Annotated in this window: 14 protein-coding genes; 5 read left to right on the top strand and 9 right to left on the bottom strand. The window is 56.3% G+C overall.

Annotated elements, in window-relative coordinates; translation table 11 throughout:
- Nucleotides 1–12: 12 nt before the first annotated feature.
- Nucleotides 13–1,341 (top strand): beta-ketoacyl-[acyl-carrier-protein] synthase family protein, encoded by a 1,329-nt coding sequence (locus H6815_08265; GenBank protein ID MCB9860434.1) that lies wholly within the window; start codon nucleotides 13–15, stop codon nucleotides 1,339–1,341.
- Between the two features lie 71 nt (nucleotides 1,342–1,412).
- Here the strand turns inward: H6815_08265 and H6815_08270 are convergent, their stop codons facing one another.
- The 3 genes from H6815_08270 to H6815_08280 are packed head-to-tail and all read right to left on the bottom strand — an operon-like array spanning nucleotide 1,413 to nucleotide 2,939.
- Nucleotides 1,413–1,997 (bottom strand): YeeE/YedE family protein, encoded by a 585-nt coding sequence (locus H6815_08270; GenBank protein MCB9860435.1) that lies wholly within the window; start codon nucleotides 1,995–1,997, stop codon nucleotides 1,413–1,415.
- Nucleotides 1,990–2,592, bottom strand: coding sequence for a YeeE/YedE family protein (locus H6815_08275; GenBank protein ID MCB9860436.1), 603 nt, complete (start codon nucleotides 2,590–2,592; stop codon nucleotides 1,990–1,992). The genes H6815_08270 and H6815_08275 overlap by 8 nt, the downstream gene beginning before the upstream one ends.
- The gene (locus H6815_08280) at nucleotides 2,589–2,939 is read right to left on the bottom strand and encodes a metalloregulator ArsR/SmtB family transcription factor (GenBank protein MCB9860437.1); all 351 of its coding nucleotides are present in this window, start codon (nucleotides 2,937–2,939) and stop codon (nucleotides 2,589–2,591) included. The genes H6815_08275 and H6815_08280 overlap by 4 nt, the downstream gene beginning before the upstream one ends.
- 280 nt (nucleotides 2,940–3,219) lie before the next feature.
- On the opposite strand from H6815_08280, the gene H6815_08285 reads away from it, so the two are divergent.
- Nucleotides 3,220–4,866: a glycine--tRNA ligase gene (locus tag H6815_08285; GenBank protein ID MCB9860438.1), complete on the top strand. Its 1,647-nt coding sequence runs from the start codon at nucleotides 3,220–3,222 to the stop codon at nucleotides 4,864–4,866.
- A 6-nt stretch (nucleotides 4,867–4,872) separates the two neighbouring features.
- Here the strand turns inward: H6815_08285 and H6815_08290 are convergent, their stop codons facing one another.
- The 3 genes from H6815_08290 to H6815_08300 form a co-directional block, all read right to left on the bottom strand.
- Nucleotides 4,873–6,885 carry a hypothetical protein gene (locus H6815_08290; protein ID MCB9860439.1) on the bottom strand — a complete coding sequence of 671 codons (2,013 nt, stop codon included), beginning with the start codon at nucleotides 6,883–6,885 and terminating at the stop codon, nucleotides 4,873–4,875.
- A 118-nt stretch (nucleotides 6,886–7,003) separates the two neighbouring features.
- Nucleotides 7,004–8,095, bottom strand: a complete 1,092-nt coding sequence (locus tag H6815_08295; protein MCB9860440.1) for a redoxin family protein — start codon at nucleotides 8,093–8,095, stop codon at nucleotides 7,004–7,006.
- A gap of 258 nt (nucleotides 8,096–8,353) precedes the next feature.
- Nucleotides 8,354–8,962 carry an SRPBCC domain-containing protein gene (locus H6815_08300; GenBank protein ID MCB9860441.1) on the bottom strand — a complete coding sequence of 203 codons (609 nt, stop codon included), beginning with the start codon at nucleotides 8,960–8,962 and terminating at the stop codon, nucleotides 8,354–8,356.
- Between the two features lie 160 nt (nucleotides 8,963–9,122).
- Here H6815_08300 and H6815_08305 point away from each other — a divergent pair, with 160 nt between their 5' ends.
- Nucleotides 9,123–10,445 (top strand): RtcB family protein, encoded by a 1,323-nt coding sequence (locus H6815_08305; GenBank protein ID MCB9860442.1) that lies wholly within the window; start codon nucleotides 9,123–9,125, stop codon nucleotides 10,443–10,445.
- Nucleotides 10,446–10,521: 76 nt separating this feature from the next.
- Here the strand turns inward: H6815_08305 and H6815_08310 are convergent, their stop codons facing one another.
- From H6815_08310 to H6815_08320, 3 genes are all read right to left on the bottom strand, one after another.
- Nucleotides 10,522–11,034, bottom strand: a complete 513-nt coding sequence (locus H6815_08310; GenBank protein ID MCB9860443.1) for a hypothetical protein — start codon at nucleotides 11,032–11,034, stop codon at nucleotides 10,522–10,524.
- Nucleotides 11,035–11,104: 70 nt separating this feature from the next.
- Complete coding sequence (locus tag H6815_08315; protein MCB9860444.1) at nucleotides 11,105–12,193, bottom strand: DNA adenine methylase; 1,089 nt, start codon at nucleotides 12,191–12,193, stop codon at nucleotides 11,105–11,107.
- 56 nt (nucleotides 12,194–12,249) lie between these two features.
- Nucleotides 12,250–13,494, bottom strand: a complete 1,245-nt coding sequence (locus tag H6815_08320) for a class I SAM-dependent methyltransferase (protein MCB9860445.1) — start codon at nucleotides 13,492–13,494, stop codon at nucleotides 12,250–12,252.
- Nucleotides 13,495–13,675: 181 nt separating this feature from the next.
- Between H6815_08320 and H6815_08325 the strand changes: the two genes are divergently transcribed.
- Nucleotides 13,676–15,061 carry a pyridoxal-phosphate dependent enzyme gene (locus H6815_08325; GenBank protein ID MCB9860446.1) on the top strand — a complete coding sequence of 462 codons (1,386 nt, stop codon included), beginning with the start codon at nucleotides 13,676–13,678 and terminating at the stop codon, nucleotides 15,059–15,061.
- On the top strand, nucleotides 15,058–15,555 hold the full coding sequence (locus H6815_08330) for a GNAT family N-acetyltransferase (protein MCB9860447.1): 498 nt from the start codon (nucleotides 15,058–15,060) through the stop codon (nucleotides 15,553–15,555). Before H6815_08325 ends, H6815_08330 begins: the two co-directional genes overlap by 4 nt.
- Nucleotides 15,556–15,562 lie beyond the last annotated feature (7 nt).

Below are 15,562 nucleotides of genomic sequence, written 5' to 3' on the forward strand. Positions count from 1 at the left end.
GAACTGCAGACCATGGGTGCTGACCGCGTTGTGATCACGGGCATGGGGTGGGTCACACCGCTCGGGTTTGACGTGGACACGGTCTGGTCGCGTCTTTTGAAGGGCGATATCGCGATTGGCCCCGTTACCCGCTACGACCACGAGACATTTGCAACAAACTTTGCCGCCCAGGTGCCCGAGTTTGATCTTGCAGACTTTGTCGATGACGCGAAGCGATTCTCGCATGTGCGCATTAATACGAAGTTTGCGCTTGCGGCTGGCGCGGTTGCGTGCAGGCAAGCCGGGTTGAACATCAGCGCGATGCGCGATCCGCGTCGTGTTGGTATCTACCTGGGTGCGGGTGAAGGGCCGATCGATTCCGACCCTTTCTTTACAACAAATCTCGTTGGTTGGGATGCTGAGCAGCGCACGATGGTCGGTGAGAAGTGGTTCGCGCACGCGATGGAAGCGCTCAATAAGGAGAACGAGCTTGAGCAGGATCCACACATGGCGATCCATCATCTTGCCCGTGCGTTCGGGGCGCGCGGGCCAGCGCTCAACTGCATGACCGCGTGCGCAGCAAGCACGCAGTCTGTTGGTGAAGCGAGCGAGATGATCCGTCGTGGCGATGCCGATGTCATGCTCGCGGGTGGTGCGCATTCCATGATTCATCCGCTCGGGATGACAGGGTTCATTCGTCTGACCGCGATGTCGACGCGCCGTGATGATCCACAGCACGCGTCGCGTCCATTCGATCGATCGCGCGAGGGATTTGTCATGGGAGAGGGTGCGGGCATTGTGGTGCTCGAATCACTCGACCACGCACTCGCGCGCGGCGCAACACCTATCGCTGAACTCGCAGGGTATGGATCATCGGCTGACGCGTTCCGCATTACCGACATCCAGCCCGATGGTCTTGGTGCGCAGGCTGCAATGAACGATGCGCTCGGGCAAGCGGGAGTCGACCCACGTACCACAGACGCGAGTGGCAGACCGCGTGTGCATTACATCTCCGCGCACGGCACCGGCACGCAGGAGAACGACGCGATCGAGACGAAAGCCGTCAAGGGTGTTTTCGGAGAGCTTGCGCCGAAGGTGCCGTTCTCGTCAGTGAAATCCATGATGGGCCATCTCATCCAGGCAGCGGGCGTTGTCGAGATGATGACGTGCGTGCAGGCGATCCGCACCGGCTGGGTGCCACCAACCGTAAACCTGAACGATCCTGATCCCGAGTGCGATCTCGATTATGTGCGGAACAAGGCTCGTGACCTGAACGCTGCTGGCGGTGTCGATGTGTGCCTGTCAAACGGGTTCGGGTTTGGCGGGCAGAACGACTGTGTGTGTGTGCGGAAGTTCGCGTAAGCAGATATCTCAAACAAACGAACAACCGGAGGCTGATGACCTCCGGTTGTTTTGTATCTGACTGGATTCGCTCACGCGTCCGGTGCGTGCTTGTCCATGCGTTCCATCGCGAAAAACAATGCGCCTGCACCAGCAATGAGTGCGATCAGCATGATCCACGGACTCAGGTGCAACTGCTCAGGAATCGTCACCTTCCCGAGATCCTGCACCTTCAGCACATTCTTGTTGAGCCAGGGATAGATCTCCGCATACACCGCTGCGCCAACAACCATGCCGACGACACCGAAGATCGCGTGGCGTGATCCCTCGCCGATCGCAGCGACGGCTGTACCGGGGCAGTACCCGAGCAATGCCATTCCGATGCCAAAGATCAATCCGCCACCTCCGACCGCAACGAGTGCTGCGGTTTTCACATGCGACTTGATATCCATGCCAAACGCTTTCATCGCGTACAGGCCCACGCCGCCCACAATAATTGCGGTCAGCATTGTCTTCAGCACAGTGTTGTCCTTGAACCTGAACTGGTTGACGATGACATCGAACCGTGTCACGCCGCCCTTCTGGAGCAGGAATCCGAACACGAGCCCTGTCAGCACACCGAGCAGCAGATTTGAAGGACTGTCAAACCAGGCACTTGCGAGTGTCACGTTAGGCATTGGTCACCTCCGTTGTTGATGTGGAGTCGGTGCTTGCTGGAACTGCGCACGCTGCGCCCTTTCTGCCGTAGAGCAGTAGCGCTGTCGGCACGCCTCCAAGAAACATTGCGGCCATAAACACATACGCCGATGTTGAGAGCTGCAACCCGCCGGAGATCCCGTGTCCTGATGTGCAGCCGCCAGCCATGCGTGCGCCGATGATGAGAATGATGCCGCCGAGAAACGCTGCGCCGTAGCGGAGCCCGCGTGATGATCCGAACCTGCTGGTCCAGATCGCGGGAACGTGTTCTTTGAGACTCGCGTGCGCAAGCCTGGCTGCGATGAACGCGCCAATCGCCAGCGCGATGACCAGCATGAACTGCCAGTCGAACACGGGTTTGAGTGTTTCGCCGGACCCGAGATACTTCGCGATGTACGCGCTGTTCTCGGCGTGGTCCTTTGCGACAACGCGCTCGACTGCGCCAGCAGCGCGCACGGCTGTTGTTGATGCGCCGAGCGCCTTGCCCATGAACACGAACGTGATCCACGAGAGCACACCGATCGACGCGCCAACCGCGTACGGCGACCATCGTGGAATGGTCAGTGGATTCTTCATCGTGCATTCTCCTTTTGATTGACTGGCGGCCTATCACACGATGGCTCGCCTCGATATCTCCGGTGCACGCAGTCCATGATGGACCGCAGCCCCGGTTCTGCGATTGTGTAAAACATCTTGCGTCCCTCGCGCTCCGCATCGAGCAGTCCGCGATCCCGCATCATGCCCAAGTGCTCCGATGCGGCGTGGGGTTGGATCTCGCACAGTTCCGCAATCTCGCCGACGGTCAGCCGGTGGTCGAGCAGCACCTCGATCATGCGAAGACGGACCGGATGGGCGAGCGTGCGGAAGCACTCGGCTGCTTCCGTCAGGTCGTCGAGAGATGTGATCCATGTAAAGTCGCTCATATTTATCAATATATCGTTACTTTTCGATATATCCATAAATAGGATGCGGAAATCTGCTCTTGGTGACCGTCTGGAACGATTTTCTGTCGTTGAGAAAGAGATTCAGCACCGGAGAAGCAGCAAATAGTCCTATAAATATGAAGAATCGTCTTGCAGAAGAATGACCAGACTCGCTACTGTCGCTACCCGACGGAAAAAACGTCTCTCTCAGATAGGATCACGCATGAGTACATCAGCACCCAATACCGCTGCGTCGTCGCAGGACAACGCGACAAAGTCGATGGACAAGATCATGGCGCTGTGCAAGCGCCGTGGGTTCATCTATCCCGCCAGCGAGATCTATGGCGGTATCAACGGATTCTGGGATTACGGCCCGCTCGGCTCGCAGCTCAAGAAGAACCTCCGCGACGCGTGGTGGCAGGACATGATCATGAACCCGTGCTGGGGGCGCACCGGTCCTAATGGAAGGCGTGTTGAGACTGTGCCCGTGGAAACGTGCATCATCCAGAATCCAAAGGTATGGGAAGCATCGGGGCACCTTGCAGGGTTTGCTGATCCGATGCGGAAGTGCGCGAGTTGTGGGCACTTTGTGCGCGCAGATCAGTTGTGGGACATCATCGTGACATCGTCGGACTGGTTCAACTCGATGATCCAGGAGTTTGAGCCTTCACCGGAAGGGACAAAGTACCCAAAGGTCGATGCACAACGTCTGATGCAGTGGGCGAAAAAGAAGGGCAAGAAACTTGCTCCGAATCTTGCGGTCGTGAAGAACACCGAAGTCACGATGAGTTTTCTTGCGACACGTATCAACGGGCAGCCCGACGCGCCGCTGGATGTGACCGAAATCACGCAGTATATTGCAACCGAGCAGCTTGATGCGACAGGATTGCAGGATCCATGTCCGCGCTGTGGCGGCCCACTCGGTGAACCCGCTGCATTCAAACTGATGTTTGAGTCATATTCAGGATTGACGCAGACCGAGGATAGCAAGGTATATCTGCGCCCCGAGACTGCGCAGGGGATATTCATTCACTTCAAGAATGTTGTAGATACATCGCGCGTGAAGCTTCCATTTGGTATCGGTAACACGGGAAAGTCGTTCCGGAATGAGATCACGCCTCGCAACTTCACGTTCCGGTCGCGCGAGTTCGAGCAGGCCGAGCTTGAGTTCTTCTGTCATCCAGATGATTCGCAGGATTGGTACACGTTCTGGCGTGATTTTCGCATGGAGTGGTGGCAGTCCATCGGGCTTGCCGGTGTGAATCTGACTTTGCGCGAGCACGACAAGGACGAGTTGAGCCATTACTCAGTTGGTACAAGCGACGTGGAATACAAGTTCCCTTTTACTGCGCCCGAGTTTGGTGAGCTCGAAGGCATCGCCCATCGAGGCAACTTCGACCTGACGCAGCATCAGAAGCACTCGGGTGCGAAGCTTGAGTACTTTGATACAGAGCGGGGAGAGCTCGCGCCCAACGGGCAGCCCAAGGGTGAGCGGTATTTGCCGCATTGCATTGAGCCAGCAGCGGGTCTTGATCGAGGTGTGCTCGCATTGATCTGCGAGGCATACACCGTTGATGAGACGCGCCCCAGCCCGGAGTTGATGAAGTTCCATCCTCGCATCGCGCCGATCAAGGCTGCCGTGTTCCCGCTGGTAAAGAAGGACGGCATGCCTGAAGCAGCGGAGAAGCTGCACGCGGAGCTGCGCGCCAAGTTCGGTCGTCTCGGGTTCATTGAGTACGACGAGAAACAGTCGATCGGGAAGCGCTACGCACGCATGGACGAGGCTGGGTGCCCGTTCTGTTTCACGATCGACGGCGAGACGCTGACCGACGGTACGGTGACGGTGCGCGATCGCGATACCGGTGCGCAGGAACGCATGCCGATGGAGAACGTCAGTGCATTCCTCGCAGAGAAGCTGGGCGTGTAATGCTGCTCACGATGCATCGGATGAATCGGTTTCGAGCGATCGAACAACATCGTCGCAGAGCTCCTTCAACCAGTCGGCATCAGCCTGCTGATCATTTGGTCCGGGCATGCCCGCTTCTTTGATGACTGCTGACCAGCCGGCATAGATTGCGGTGAGCTCGTTGATCCGTTCTTTGCTTTGGAACCGACCCATCCGCGAGATTGATTCTGAAACGATGCTGATCGCGACAGTGCGTACGTGGATGTCTGCACTTGTGAGCATGACTCGAAACACGTCCTCGTTCTCTCTAAGAAGCTCGGGATTCAGGAACATGCCGAACGATCCCGGTGCCAGCAAAGCCAGATTCGGGTCCTGACGCAAACAGTCGAGTATGACTCGGGCGTGTTGCAGCATGTCATCTGACGGCTCATCCTCAGTCGCGGTGGACAGAAGCGAAAACAACTCAAGTTGGGCAATACGGAGTCGCAGACGTGGTGACGAGCTTTCCTTTGCTCTGTCAAAAAGCTCAGAGAGCGAGGGCGGAAGAACGCCATGCAGCTCGAAGTTCCACAGCGGGAAGAGCACACTCGACTGGATCTGATTGTCCAGTGTGTCGTCCTCAAGGATGTGCATGATCGCCTCGCGAGCAGCGGGGCTTTGTGAGCCGATTGCAATGAGCGCAGATGCGTAGCGTGAAAGCTCATAGATGCGTGTCCATAATGCGCGGTTGCCATTTGCAGGCAGGGGCGTCATGATGTTTGCAACCAGTGGTTCGATGAGATGATCGACCCGATCGGGCGATTCGTTTGGGTCTGCGAGCACGAGAAACACGAGCGATTCGGCAATCCCATCAGATAAGATCCACAAGCCTGATGAGTACATCGACTGGTCCGAATCGAGCAGGCGCTCAAGCATTGCGACGAGATCGTCGCTCGTGACCCTGTCTTTGTGCTTTGCAATCGCATGGGCCATCTCGTCAAGCGGTTGCTGTGCGATCATTGTTGCGGCTGTTGCGCGTGCAGCATCGGACCTCTGAAGATCAAGAAGTACAGTAACGGCATGCCGTGCAATAGATTTCTCAAAGTAGAGTGAATCTGGCGTGTTACTATCGCCACGATTGACATATGTAGAATACAAGCGGCTTCCACGCTTGATCGTTTCTTCGTCGTCTGAGAACAGCAGCGAGTGGATTTTTCTTCGTATCAACCAGTCGTCGAGCAACAGGAACCGCCGCGCGCCAATGCGCCCTGTGAGTGATGCGTCGATGTCGTGGTTGATCGTCCAGTCTTCATCGAACCAATCATCGGGAAGTTGTGTTGTACCCAGTACAAGCGCCCATGTCGGCACCATAGCAACGACACCACCACGCTGGTAGCGCTCGACCAGATATGAGCTGAAGCCCAGAAGCAGGAGAAAGATGCCCAGAGCGATCTTCCATCGCTGTTTCCTTGCGCGGAGAAGATCTTCTTCTGCAAAGACTTCTCGACCGCACTCGGGACAGACGCAGATTGGTGTTGGATTGTCAGTTGAAGAAGCACTCTTCGGTGAAGCCTCAGCACTTCGCGGCGTTGCAGCCATGTCGTACCAGCACGCGGGGCATCGCTGCCTGCCTCGGGACCGATCACCGACAACACCCCAGACAATATTTGCGATCGCACCAAGTGCGAGCCCGCACGCAAGCACGAAGAGGCCGCCATGCGTGCTGCTTGTGCCAACGCCGAACTGATCCAGCGACTGCTCAAGGGTGACAGCAAGCCCAATCGTCCCCAGGGAGAGAATGAATGCGATAACAGCAGCAGAGAATGTGGCAGTTGGTGATGAAGTTCTTGCGTTGACAATGCTTGAGAGTGTTCGCTTTGGCCTTTGCTTGGAGGGGAGTGGTTCGGTGTTGCCTTTGGCCAGTCGGCGTTCCTTCGCGAGTTTCTCATCGCGTTTTTCAATGCCTGCACGCACGAACAGCGATATGCTCCACGAGAGCAATACTCCAGCGATCAGCCAGCAGATCGTGACAGGATGGAACAGCCAGTGCTGGGGAAGCATGCACCTGATTGTACGGAATACCGCTCAATCAGGATGCCCATATGAGTGCGGTTAACAAGAAAAGGAGCCCCGACGTGTGTCGGGGCTCCTGTCGTCTCACGGTGTTGTGAGTGAGCTCTTACTTCTTTGCAGCCTTGTACTCATTGAGTGCCTTGGTGTACTGCTCCTTGGCACGCTCCGGAACAAGTTCGACAGCCTTTGTCTGGATCTCGATTGCTCGATCGATTTCACCCTTGAGGAAGTAGACACGCGCGAGGGTGTCCATGATGGCGGGGCTCTCGCCGCCCGAAATCTTGTCGGCGTTCTCGGCAGCCTTGGATGCTAAGTTCAGGTCGCGCTTTTCGATAGCCGCCTCGGGATTGACGATCGCCCACGCGATTGCGTTCAGTTTGTTTGCATCCTTTGCGCTCATCGCGCCTTGGACCAACTCCTCACCGAGTCCGTACGCCTTGTTAAACTGCCCATTGGTCAGCAGCAGATTGAAGTAGAGATCCTCGTACATGTGTGCGATGCTGGGATGCATCTCCTTGACAGCATTGAACGCTTCGAGCGCTGTTGCAGGCTCAGTTGATGCCATGCGAAATGCTGTGGAAAGCTTCTCCTCGGATGCTGCGATAGAGGCTGGCCCCTTCTCGTAATCCCATGTGCCATCAACAACTTTTTCGACAACTGCGTCAAGCCACATGGGATGGCCGATCCACGCGACGTTTGCATTTCCGTCAATCACAAATGTGCTCGGAATACCGCGACGGTTTGCGGCTTTCATGAAGGCTCCATCCATCGCTTTCGATGCACCATCGAATGCAACTGTGTATCCCATGTCGTCGCCCTTGCCTTCGACGAACCCCTTGACGGTGTCGAGCGTCTTGTCGTCGTACTTGCGCTCCCAGATATTGACACCAACAACCGCGACGCCCTTGTCCTTGTAGGTGCGGGCAATTTGTGAGAGATGGGGCATCTGTGCAATGCACGGACCGCACCATGTTGCCCAGAACTCAACAACGTACACGCGACCCGACTCATACCCAGTGATAGGTTCACCCTTCACCCAGGTTTCAACGTTGATTGCAGGAGCCTTGTCACCAATGTTCAGTGTCTGAGCAGGGGCCGCCTGAGCCGGCTTGGTCTGTGCATCAGTCTTTGTAGACTGTGCATACGCTGTGCCAGCGAGCACGGTAACTGCTGCGACGGTGAGTGCTTTCTTCATCATGATCTGTGATCTCCGTTCTGATATCAGCTGCGAGTGGAGCGCGAGCGCAACGGTGCGCGGCTCCAGTTTTCCTCAGCAGCTGTTTGTCTGCTGATGATGTGACAGAGCAGAACACCTGCGTGGGCGTTCTGCTTCCATAAATCGACGGTATTCACGTGATCTGCTGTGCGTGAGAGAAATGGACCCAGATAAAGTCCAATAACATTGAAATTTGTGATTAGTCTGCTTGCTTGGCGAGCAAACGCCCTATAGCTCAGATCAGTTCCGGTCAGAAAGATGTCGCTGGAGTGCGGAGAAGAACCGAGGCCAGGCATTCGCAAAGTATGTCCTGACTGCAAGCCATTCCTCACGATGATCGGGGTGCTGAGAAATCTGCTCAGACCATCCCAGATGGGTGAGCCGAAGTGAGGTCTCGTTTGCGGTCACCGGTTCCAGTTCGATGATGACCCATGTGTGACGATCTCGCGCGTGTGTGAACTGAGGTGGCGCGTTCCATGTAAAACTGAGGATTCGTTGTGGTAGGAAACTCAGGATGGCGCACGTTTCAGATCCTCGCTTCCCCGCGGGCTGCGAGGCATCAAAGAGGATTTCATATGGCCCGCCGATGCAAAGCTCAATTTGAACATTGCATCCAAGGAATGCCTGCGCACCATCGGTGGTTGTCAGGGCATGCCAGACATTGCACAATGATCCCGGGAGGTCCATCTCAACGACCACTGGGTCGACATGAGGATGCAATGCGACCGCGCTCTTCTCTGCTTCACCCATCGTGACACTATCCCCTTGGCTCATCCCGCCGGTGCGCAACCCGGAGGTCGGAAGGAACAGCCTTGCGTGCGATGTGTTGTTGTGAGAAGCCTGTCTCACATTCCAGAGCAGACACAAAATATATCAGGTTTGTTTGGACAATGGGAACAGAAGTGCCATAAAACTCCCCCAAATACGGAAATTCTGCCGCCGATTCTTGTTGATTTTTCTACACAACACCCGGTTGGCTTTTTACCGGAATCACACACAGGACGCTCCCATGGGCAGAAAACGAAAGAAACACCACGCTGCTGCGCGCTCAGACACAGATTCTCCAGTTGAGACGCTAGCTCAAATGGACCCATGTCCGCATCGCATCTGGGGTGAGGTCGGTGTCGACTTTGATCAGAACTCGCTCGATCAGTTGCGCAATGCGTGCTCGTTGCCGGTGTCGGTCGCTGGAGCACTGATGCCCGATGCGCATGTCGGGTACGGACTTCCGATCGGCGGAGTGCTCGCCACGCGCGACGCGGTGATTCCCTACGCGGTCGGTGTGGATATCGCATGCCGGATGAAGATGACCGTGCTCGATCTGAACTCGAAGCAGATCGACCATCCGCACGTGCGGGATCGATTGGCTGGTGCGATCGAAGCCGAGACACGATTCGGTGTTGGCGGCGCATTCCGTGGGTACGACAGACATCAGCACGCGGTGATGGACGACGCTGCGTGGGACGCGTCGCACGTGACCCGCAAACTGAAGAACAAGGCGTGGACGCAGCTTGGCACGAGTGGTTCGGGGAATCACTTCGTGGAGTTCGGGCTGCTCACGGTTTTTGAGAACGCACCACGACGTGTATCACAACAATCAGAAGCCGGCTCGCACGCGAAGTGGGATCTTGAGCCGGGTACATATGTTGCGTTTATGTCGCACTCGGGCAGTCGAGGGAGCGGCGCATCGATCTGTCAGCACTATTCAGATATTGCCCGGGCAAACCATCCGGAACTTCCAAAGCAGTTCTCGTACCTTGCGTGGCTCGACATGAAGTCAGACGCGGGGCAGGAGTACTGGACCGCGATGAATCTCATGGGCAGGTACGCAGCAGCGAACCACGAGTGCATCCATCGTGCGATCGCGAAGCATCTCGGCGCGAAGGTCATCGCGGACGTTGAGAACCATCACAACTTCGCGTGGCTGGAAACGCATGAGGTTGATGGCGTGCAGGAAGAGGTCGTCGTGCATCGCAAGGGCGCAACACCCGCGGGCGACGGCGTGATGGGCATTATTCCGGGTACGATGGCGACACCCGGGTATGTTGTTGTGGGCGCAGGGTCATCCGATTCACTTCGATCGTCGAGTCACGGCGCAGGTCGTGTGCTCTCGCGCACAAAGGCACGCGAGAAGTTCCGGTTCGGCGCGGTTCGCGGGATGCTCGCAAAGCAGGGGATCACGGTGCTTTCTGCGGGTGCGGACGAGTCGCCCGGCGCGTACAAGGACATCGAGCAGGTGATGGCGCAGCAAGTAGATCTTGTGACGCCGGTGGCAAGGTTTGACCCGAAGATTGTGAAGATGGCGCCCGAGGGCGAGCGGGCGGAGGATTAGATTACTCTCGTCTACATATCTGTAAGCATTGAGTGCTTTATTATAAATTGGAGATAAGAAATTGATGGCTTGCTTATTACATACCCATCATTTTCTTGAACTGAATAGAAGGCCTGCTTGCTCGCCCTTTGCCAGATCGAATTACTCCTCTTATTGTCCATCTTGGGAGATTCTTCGTGTTTTGGACATTGCATAGACGTGGGTTCTTGTCTAACGCATACAACGTGAGTTCTTTTTCCATGTGCTTTAGTTCATTCTGCGGGACTTTTCGGTGATTGCCCATTGGTGTCACAAAGAAAACAACAGGTGTTCCTCTTGACGACTTGAATATAGCACTGTTGTAAATTTCAAGTTTGTGGTGTGAAAAGATCTCTTGTCCAAAGCCTTTGCCAGCCTTGCCAACGTACCACGGCTTAAATCCTTTCCCTGCGCGCATAGCAAATATGTAGCATCCTTGTTTGTAGTATAGAGATTCGGCAGTCTGGTTGTGCCAGAAATACTGACAGTCCTGCCTCTCTATTCTCTTTTTAATGCCGTTTTGGACACATGGCAACTCCAATGGGCCAACTACGTGGAGGTCTGTCGCCATTAGTTATTCCTTATGCGAAGTTAAAGGTTGTACGAAAACGATGTCATAAGTATATGCCCCTTTAATTGAGTTAGTGCCTCAAGGTTATCATGGAGCGGTCAGTAATATAGCTAGATGCTGGCATTGTGTTTCTTTTCCACGTGTATCCCGCTGGCACAACAACGTACAGATACTCTGTGTTGCGGAGATGGCTGACCGATCCAACCTTCTCGCCCTGCGGGTTGTGGATCCCGATCTGTGCGCCGACGTAGCGCTTGAAGTCGTTCTCGACGGTGTACACATCGCCCCTGACTGAGAGCAGTGCTTCCATCTCCTCGCGCGGGATGTACCCCTCGTTGTTGAACGACACGACGAGGAATCTGCACTGCACAGTGTCGATGAATCTTCGCATCGCGTCGAGCGCGAGCTTCTTCATGTTGAAGTCGGACTTGCGCTCGCGGCAGTCCATGCGCTTGCACGCGATGCCATAGACCTCCGGCTTGTCCCATCGCACGAGCGATTCCCAGATGTGGTAGTTGCCGAGGTACGAGTGCTGGTTGTACGGCGGATCGATGTACGCGAGATCGGCGGTGAGTGTTTTCGCAGCGGTCTGTGCTTCGAGCTGATGCGCCTTGCACTTGCCGCAGTCCGGTCGCGGGAGCAGTTCCGGGATACGGAGATGCAGATCGTTGTCGGACCGTGAAGCCCACGATTTCAGGTACGCCATCTGCACGCCGGTGGTGGAGTCCACGCGGTCGGCCGCTTCCATGAGGGACACAAGCACGACGGCTTTGAGCTCAGGATCAAGACCCTTGCGCTCGATTGCTTCGCGGATCGCGTCGATGCGCTCGCCGTTCTTCGGCTGGAAGAACCTGCTCCTCTCGCAGAAGGTCTCGGTGAAGTATCCGGGACTTCCTGAGAGTAAGTCGAACTCCGCGATGAGCTTCGTTGCATCGCGGATCACATCCTCGCGATCTGTCTGCACGTAGCACGTTGCGAGCGTGTACGCGTACGTCATCAGGTCGTTGGATATGACGCGGTACCCGGCAGCTTTGAGCGCATGTCCGACGCGCGAGGTGCCAGAGAAAAAATCGACGACGCTGGTCACTTCGGGTAGCGACTGCACGATCCCCAGGATCTTCGGGATGAGTGTGCGCTTGGAACCGATGTACTTGACCATCGGCGCGAGTATATGCGTCTGCTTGTGTCTTCTGTTGGTGTCGGTTGGATGATATCTTACATTGCGAGCGCTTTGGCGAACAGTTTGGGTGTGCGCTCGTGCTTCGGCTCTGGCAGTTTTACTTCGACGATCGGTGTCGTCAGGGCGCGTGCGGGTCTTGGCTGGAACAGGTAGTGGGATGTCAGCCAGTCGTTGTAGTTGTTCATGCAGGCACGCTCGGCGACCGCCATGCAGTACACACGCCACCGGTTAAACCACGTCGCAGCGTGATCAGTGCCGTAGATCCGGCGGAAGATATACATGATGGACGGCTCGTTGGCATCGAGGTTTGCCAACCACGCGTTGGCGGTTTGTGCGAGATGATTGCCGGTGATCTGCCAGTCGTCGCGCAGCTCGGCGCATCGCTGAAAGTGAACGAGCGTGTCTGCGGACGGTGTGAACCCACCGACGGTGAAGTTGCGCGAGAGCCACGTCTGTCCGGGTGTTTCAAGGGATGACACAGCACGATGCGTCTGCGCCTGGATGAACAACAGCCCGTTCGTTGTGAGCAGCTTTGACATGCGCTCGAGTGGAAGTTCGAGGTTCTGAAGGTGCTCGATGCCCGACAGCAGCAGCACGCGATCGAACCTTCCCTCGATGGCGAATGAACCCGTCTGGCCGACAATCGGTGCAGTGTTGTAGATGTCGAGTTCGTCGCATCGCTCGGTGATGTGCTGGTGCTTGCGGGCGCCGTCGGTGATCGCGGTGATCGTTGTGTCGGGGTATTGCTTGGCGAGCCAGACGGGGAACGATCCCCATCCCGCGCCGAGCACAAGGATGTGCATGCCATCGCTGATCTGTGCGCGAGACGCGATAAGCGTGTGCATCGAATGTGCGGCTGCTTCGAGCGAGCTTGCACCGGCACTCCACAGTCCTGTGGTATCAAGCATGGACGAACCCAGCATCATCTCATAGAACGATGCGGGGAGTTTGGCGTTGTGCGCGTGCTCTGTGGGGGTGCCGATGGCGATGTCGTGTGTGCGCAGGTGATCGATCATGTGTCTGTTGTGGGCGTGGATGTCTGTAGGGTTCTTCGGCAGGGTGGTGTTGTAGTGTGCTTGTAGCTTGGAACGGATGCCTGCGCGCACCGTAGCATCGGGCAGCAGCCCCGAATCGAGAGTTGTGTCGTACCAGCGGGTGGGTGTGGTCTTTGCGTGTGAGCTGTACAGATAGGCGTGGGGATGTGAGGCAGCGTTCGGGCGGACATCCAGCGATGCGTGCAGACGTGAGTTCAGCCGACGGCCGAGACGAGCAATGTTCATGTGATAGCCTTCCGTGACGTGACCGGCAAACCTCCCTCAATTTCGCGGGTCTCCCAGTCTCACGTCGGCACACGGATGGCTGGGGCTTCAACGGGGATGCAGCTGTGTCGATCGTCAGGAGCATGCCCAGTTGAGACGGCAAATCACGTAGGAAATCCGGGCGGCTCGCATACCCTCTGCCATGCCAACAATGAACACCATTCTGGACGCTATTGGTCGTACCCCACTGGTCAAGCTTCACAAGATACCGGGGCCGAACTGTGCTGATGTATATGCCAAGTGCGAGTTCATGAACCCCGCTGGTTCTATCAAGGATCGGATGGCGTGCTACATCATCGATCGCGCTGAAGAGGAAGGGCTCCTCAAACCGGGTGGGACGATCGTCGAGAACACATCCGGCAACACCGGCATGGGGTTGGCAATGACCGCTGCGGTGCGCGGGTATCGCACCATCCTGACAATGCCCGACAAGATGAGCCAGGAAAAGATCGACATGCTCAAGGGGTTTGGTGCAGAGGTCATCGTGACCGCGACCGATGTGCCCGGTGATTCAGACGAACACTATGTGAATGTTGCGAAGAACATCGCAAAGCAGACGCCGAACTCGTTCTATGTGAACCAGTACCACACGCAATGGAACATCGATGCGCACGAGCATCTGACCGGGAAAGAGTTGTGGGAAGAAACCAACGGCGAGATCGACGCGATCGTTGCTGGCGTCGGCACTGGTGGAACGATCTCCGGCATCGGTCGTTACTTCAAGAAGCACGACAAGGCAGGACGCACGAAGATCATCGGTGTCGATCCATTGGGAAGTCTGCACTACCACTACTTCCACACGGGCGAGATGGGTGATCCGTATGTATACAAGCTCGAGGGCATCGGCGAGGACATTATCTGTCAGGCCTTTGATACGTCCGTTGTTGATGAGATGTATCAGGTGGGCGATCGCGAAGGATTCCAGATGGCGCGCAGACTGACGCGCGAAGAGGGATTGTTCTGTGGTGGTTCCAGCGGCGCGATCATGCACATCGCCATGCAGGTGGCAGAGCGGTTCGGCAAGGGGAAGAAGGTTGTTTCCATCTGCCCCGACAACGGCTCGCGATATATTACAAAGCATCTGTCCGATGCGTGGATGAAGGACCATGGCATGCTGGAGCCGGACCGCGGGCTCGGGCTTGTCGAGGATCTGCTCGAATCACGGTCGTGGCAGGGTGATGTTGTCACCATGCACGACACAGACAGTGTTGGCAAGGCGTGCGAGATGATGCGCAACCACGGCATCTCGCAGATCCCGATCACGGACGCACATCGCAAGCCAATAGGTATTGTGCATGAGATAGATATTCTTCGCGGGTTGCAGTCGGGCACGATCGGGAATGATTCGGCTGTGAAGGGTGTGATGCATCAGCTTGGCGGCATGGTGTATCCGAAGGCGGTAATCGAGGAACTCTCGCCGATCTTCGAGAAGGACCAGATCGCGGTTGTTGTTGACAGCGGCAAGGTCGTCGGTGTGGTGAGTCAGATCGACCTGATCGAGTATCTCGCCAAACGCAGTCGCTCATGATGGGTACGCATGCGCACCAACCCGCTGCATTGGTTCGCGTGGCAACGCGCGACGATATCGACGGCTGGCTGGTGCTGCGTAACGGGCTCTGGCCCGGCGACATTGATGAGCATCGCGCTGAGATCAACTGGCAACTTGATCAGATGGCAAAGGACATCGACGGTCCCGGTGCGATCCACGTGGTTCTCGCGTTTCAGAACAACAGTGTGACAACGATGCCTATTGGAATGCTTGAAGGCTCGATCCGCTCTCACGCGGAAGGGTGCGAGCCCGGACGCGTTGCATATGTCGAGGGCTGGTTTGTTGCTGCAACGCATCGCAGACTCGGTATAGGGGAACTGCTGGTCGATGCTTTGTGCGAATGGGGAAAAATGAAGGGCTGTGTAGAGATCGCGAGTGATGCGCTGCTCGATAATGACCTGAGCTATACAGCACACACCTCGCTTGGATTTGAGGAGGTCGATCGATGCATCAACTTCCGACGATCGATCTGACAATCGG

Source organism: Phycisphaeraceae bacterium (assembly GCA_020639155.1).
In the GTDB taxonomy this organism is placed as follows: domain Bacteria; phylum Planctomycetota; class Phycisphaerae; order Phycisphaerales; family UBA1924; genus JACKHF01.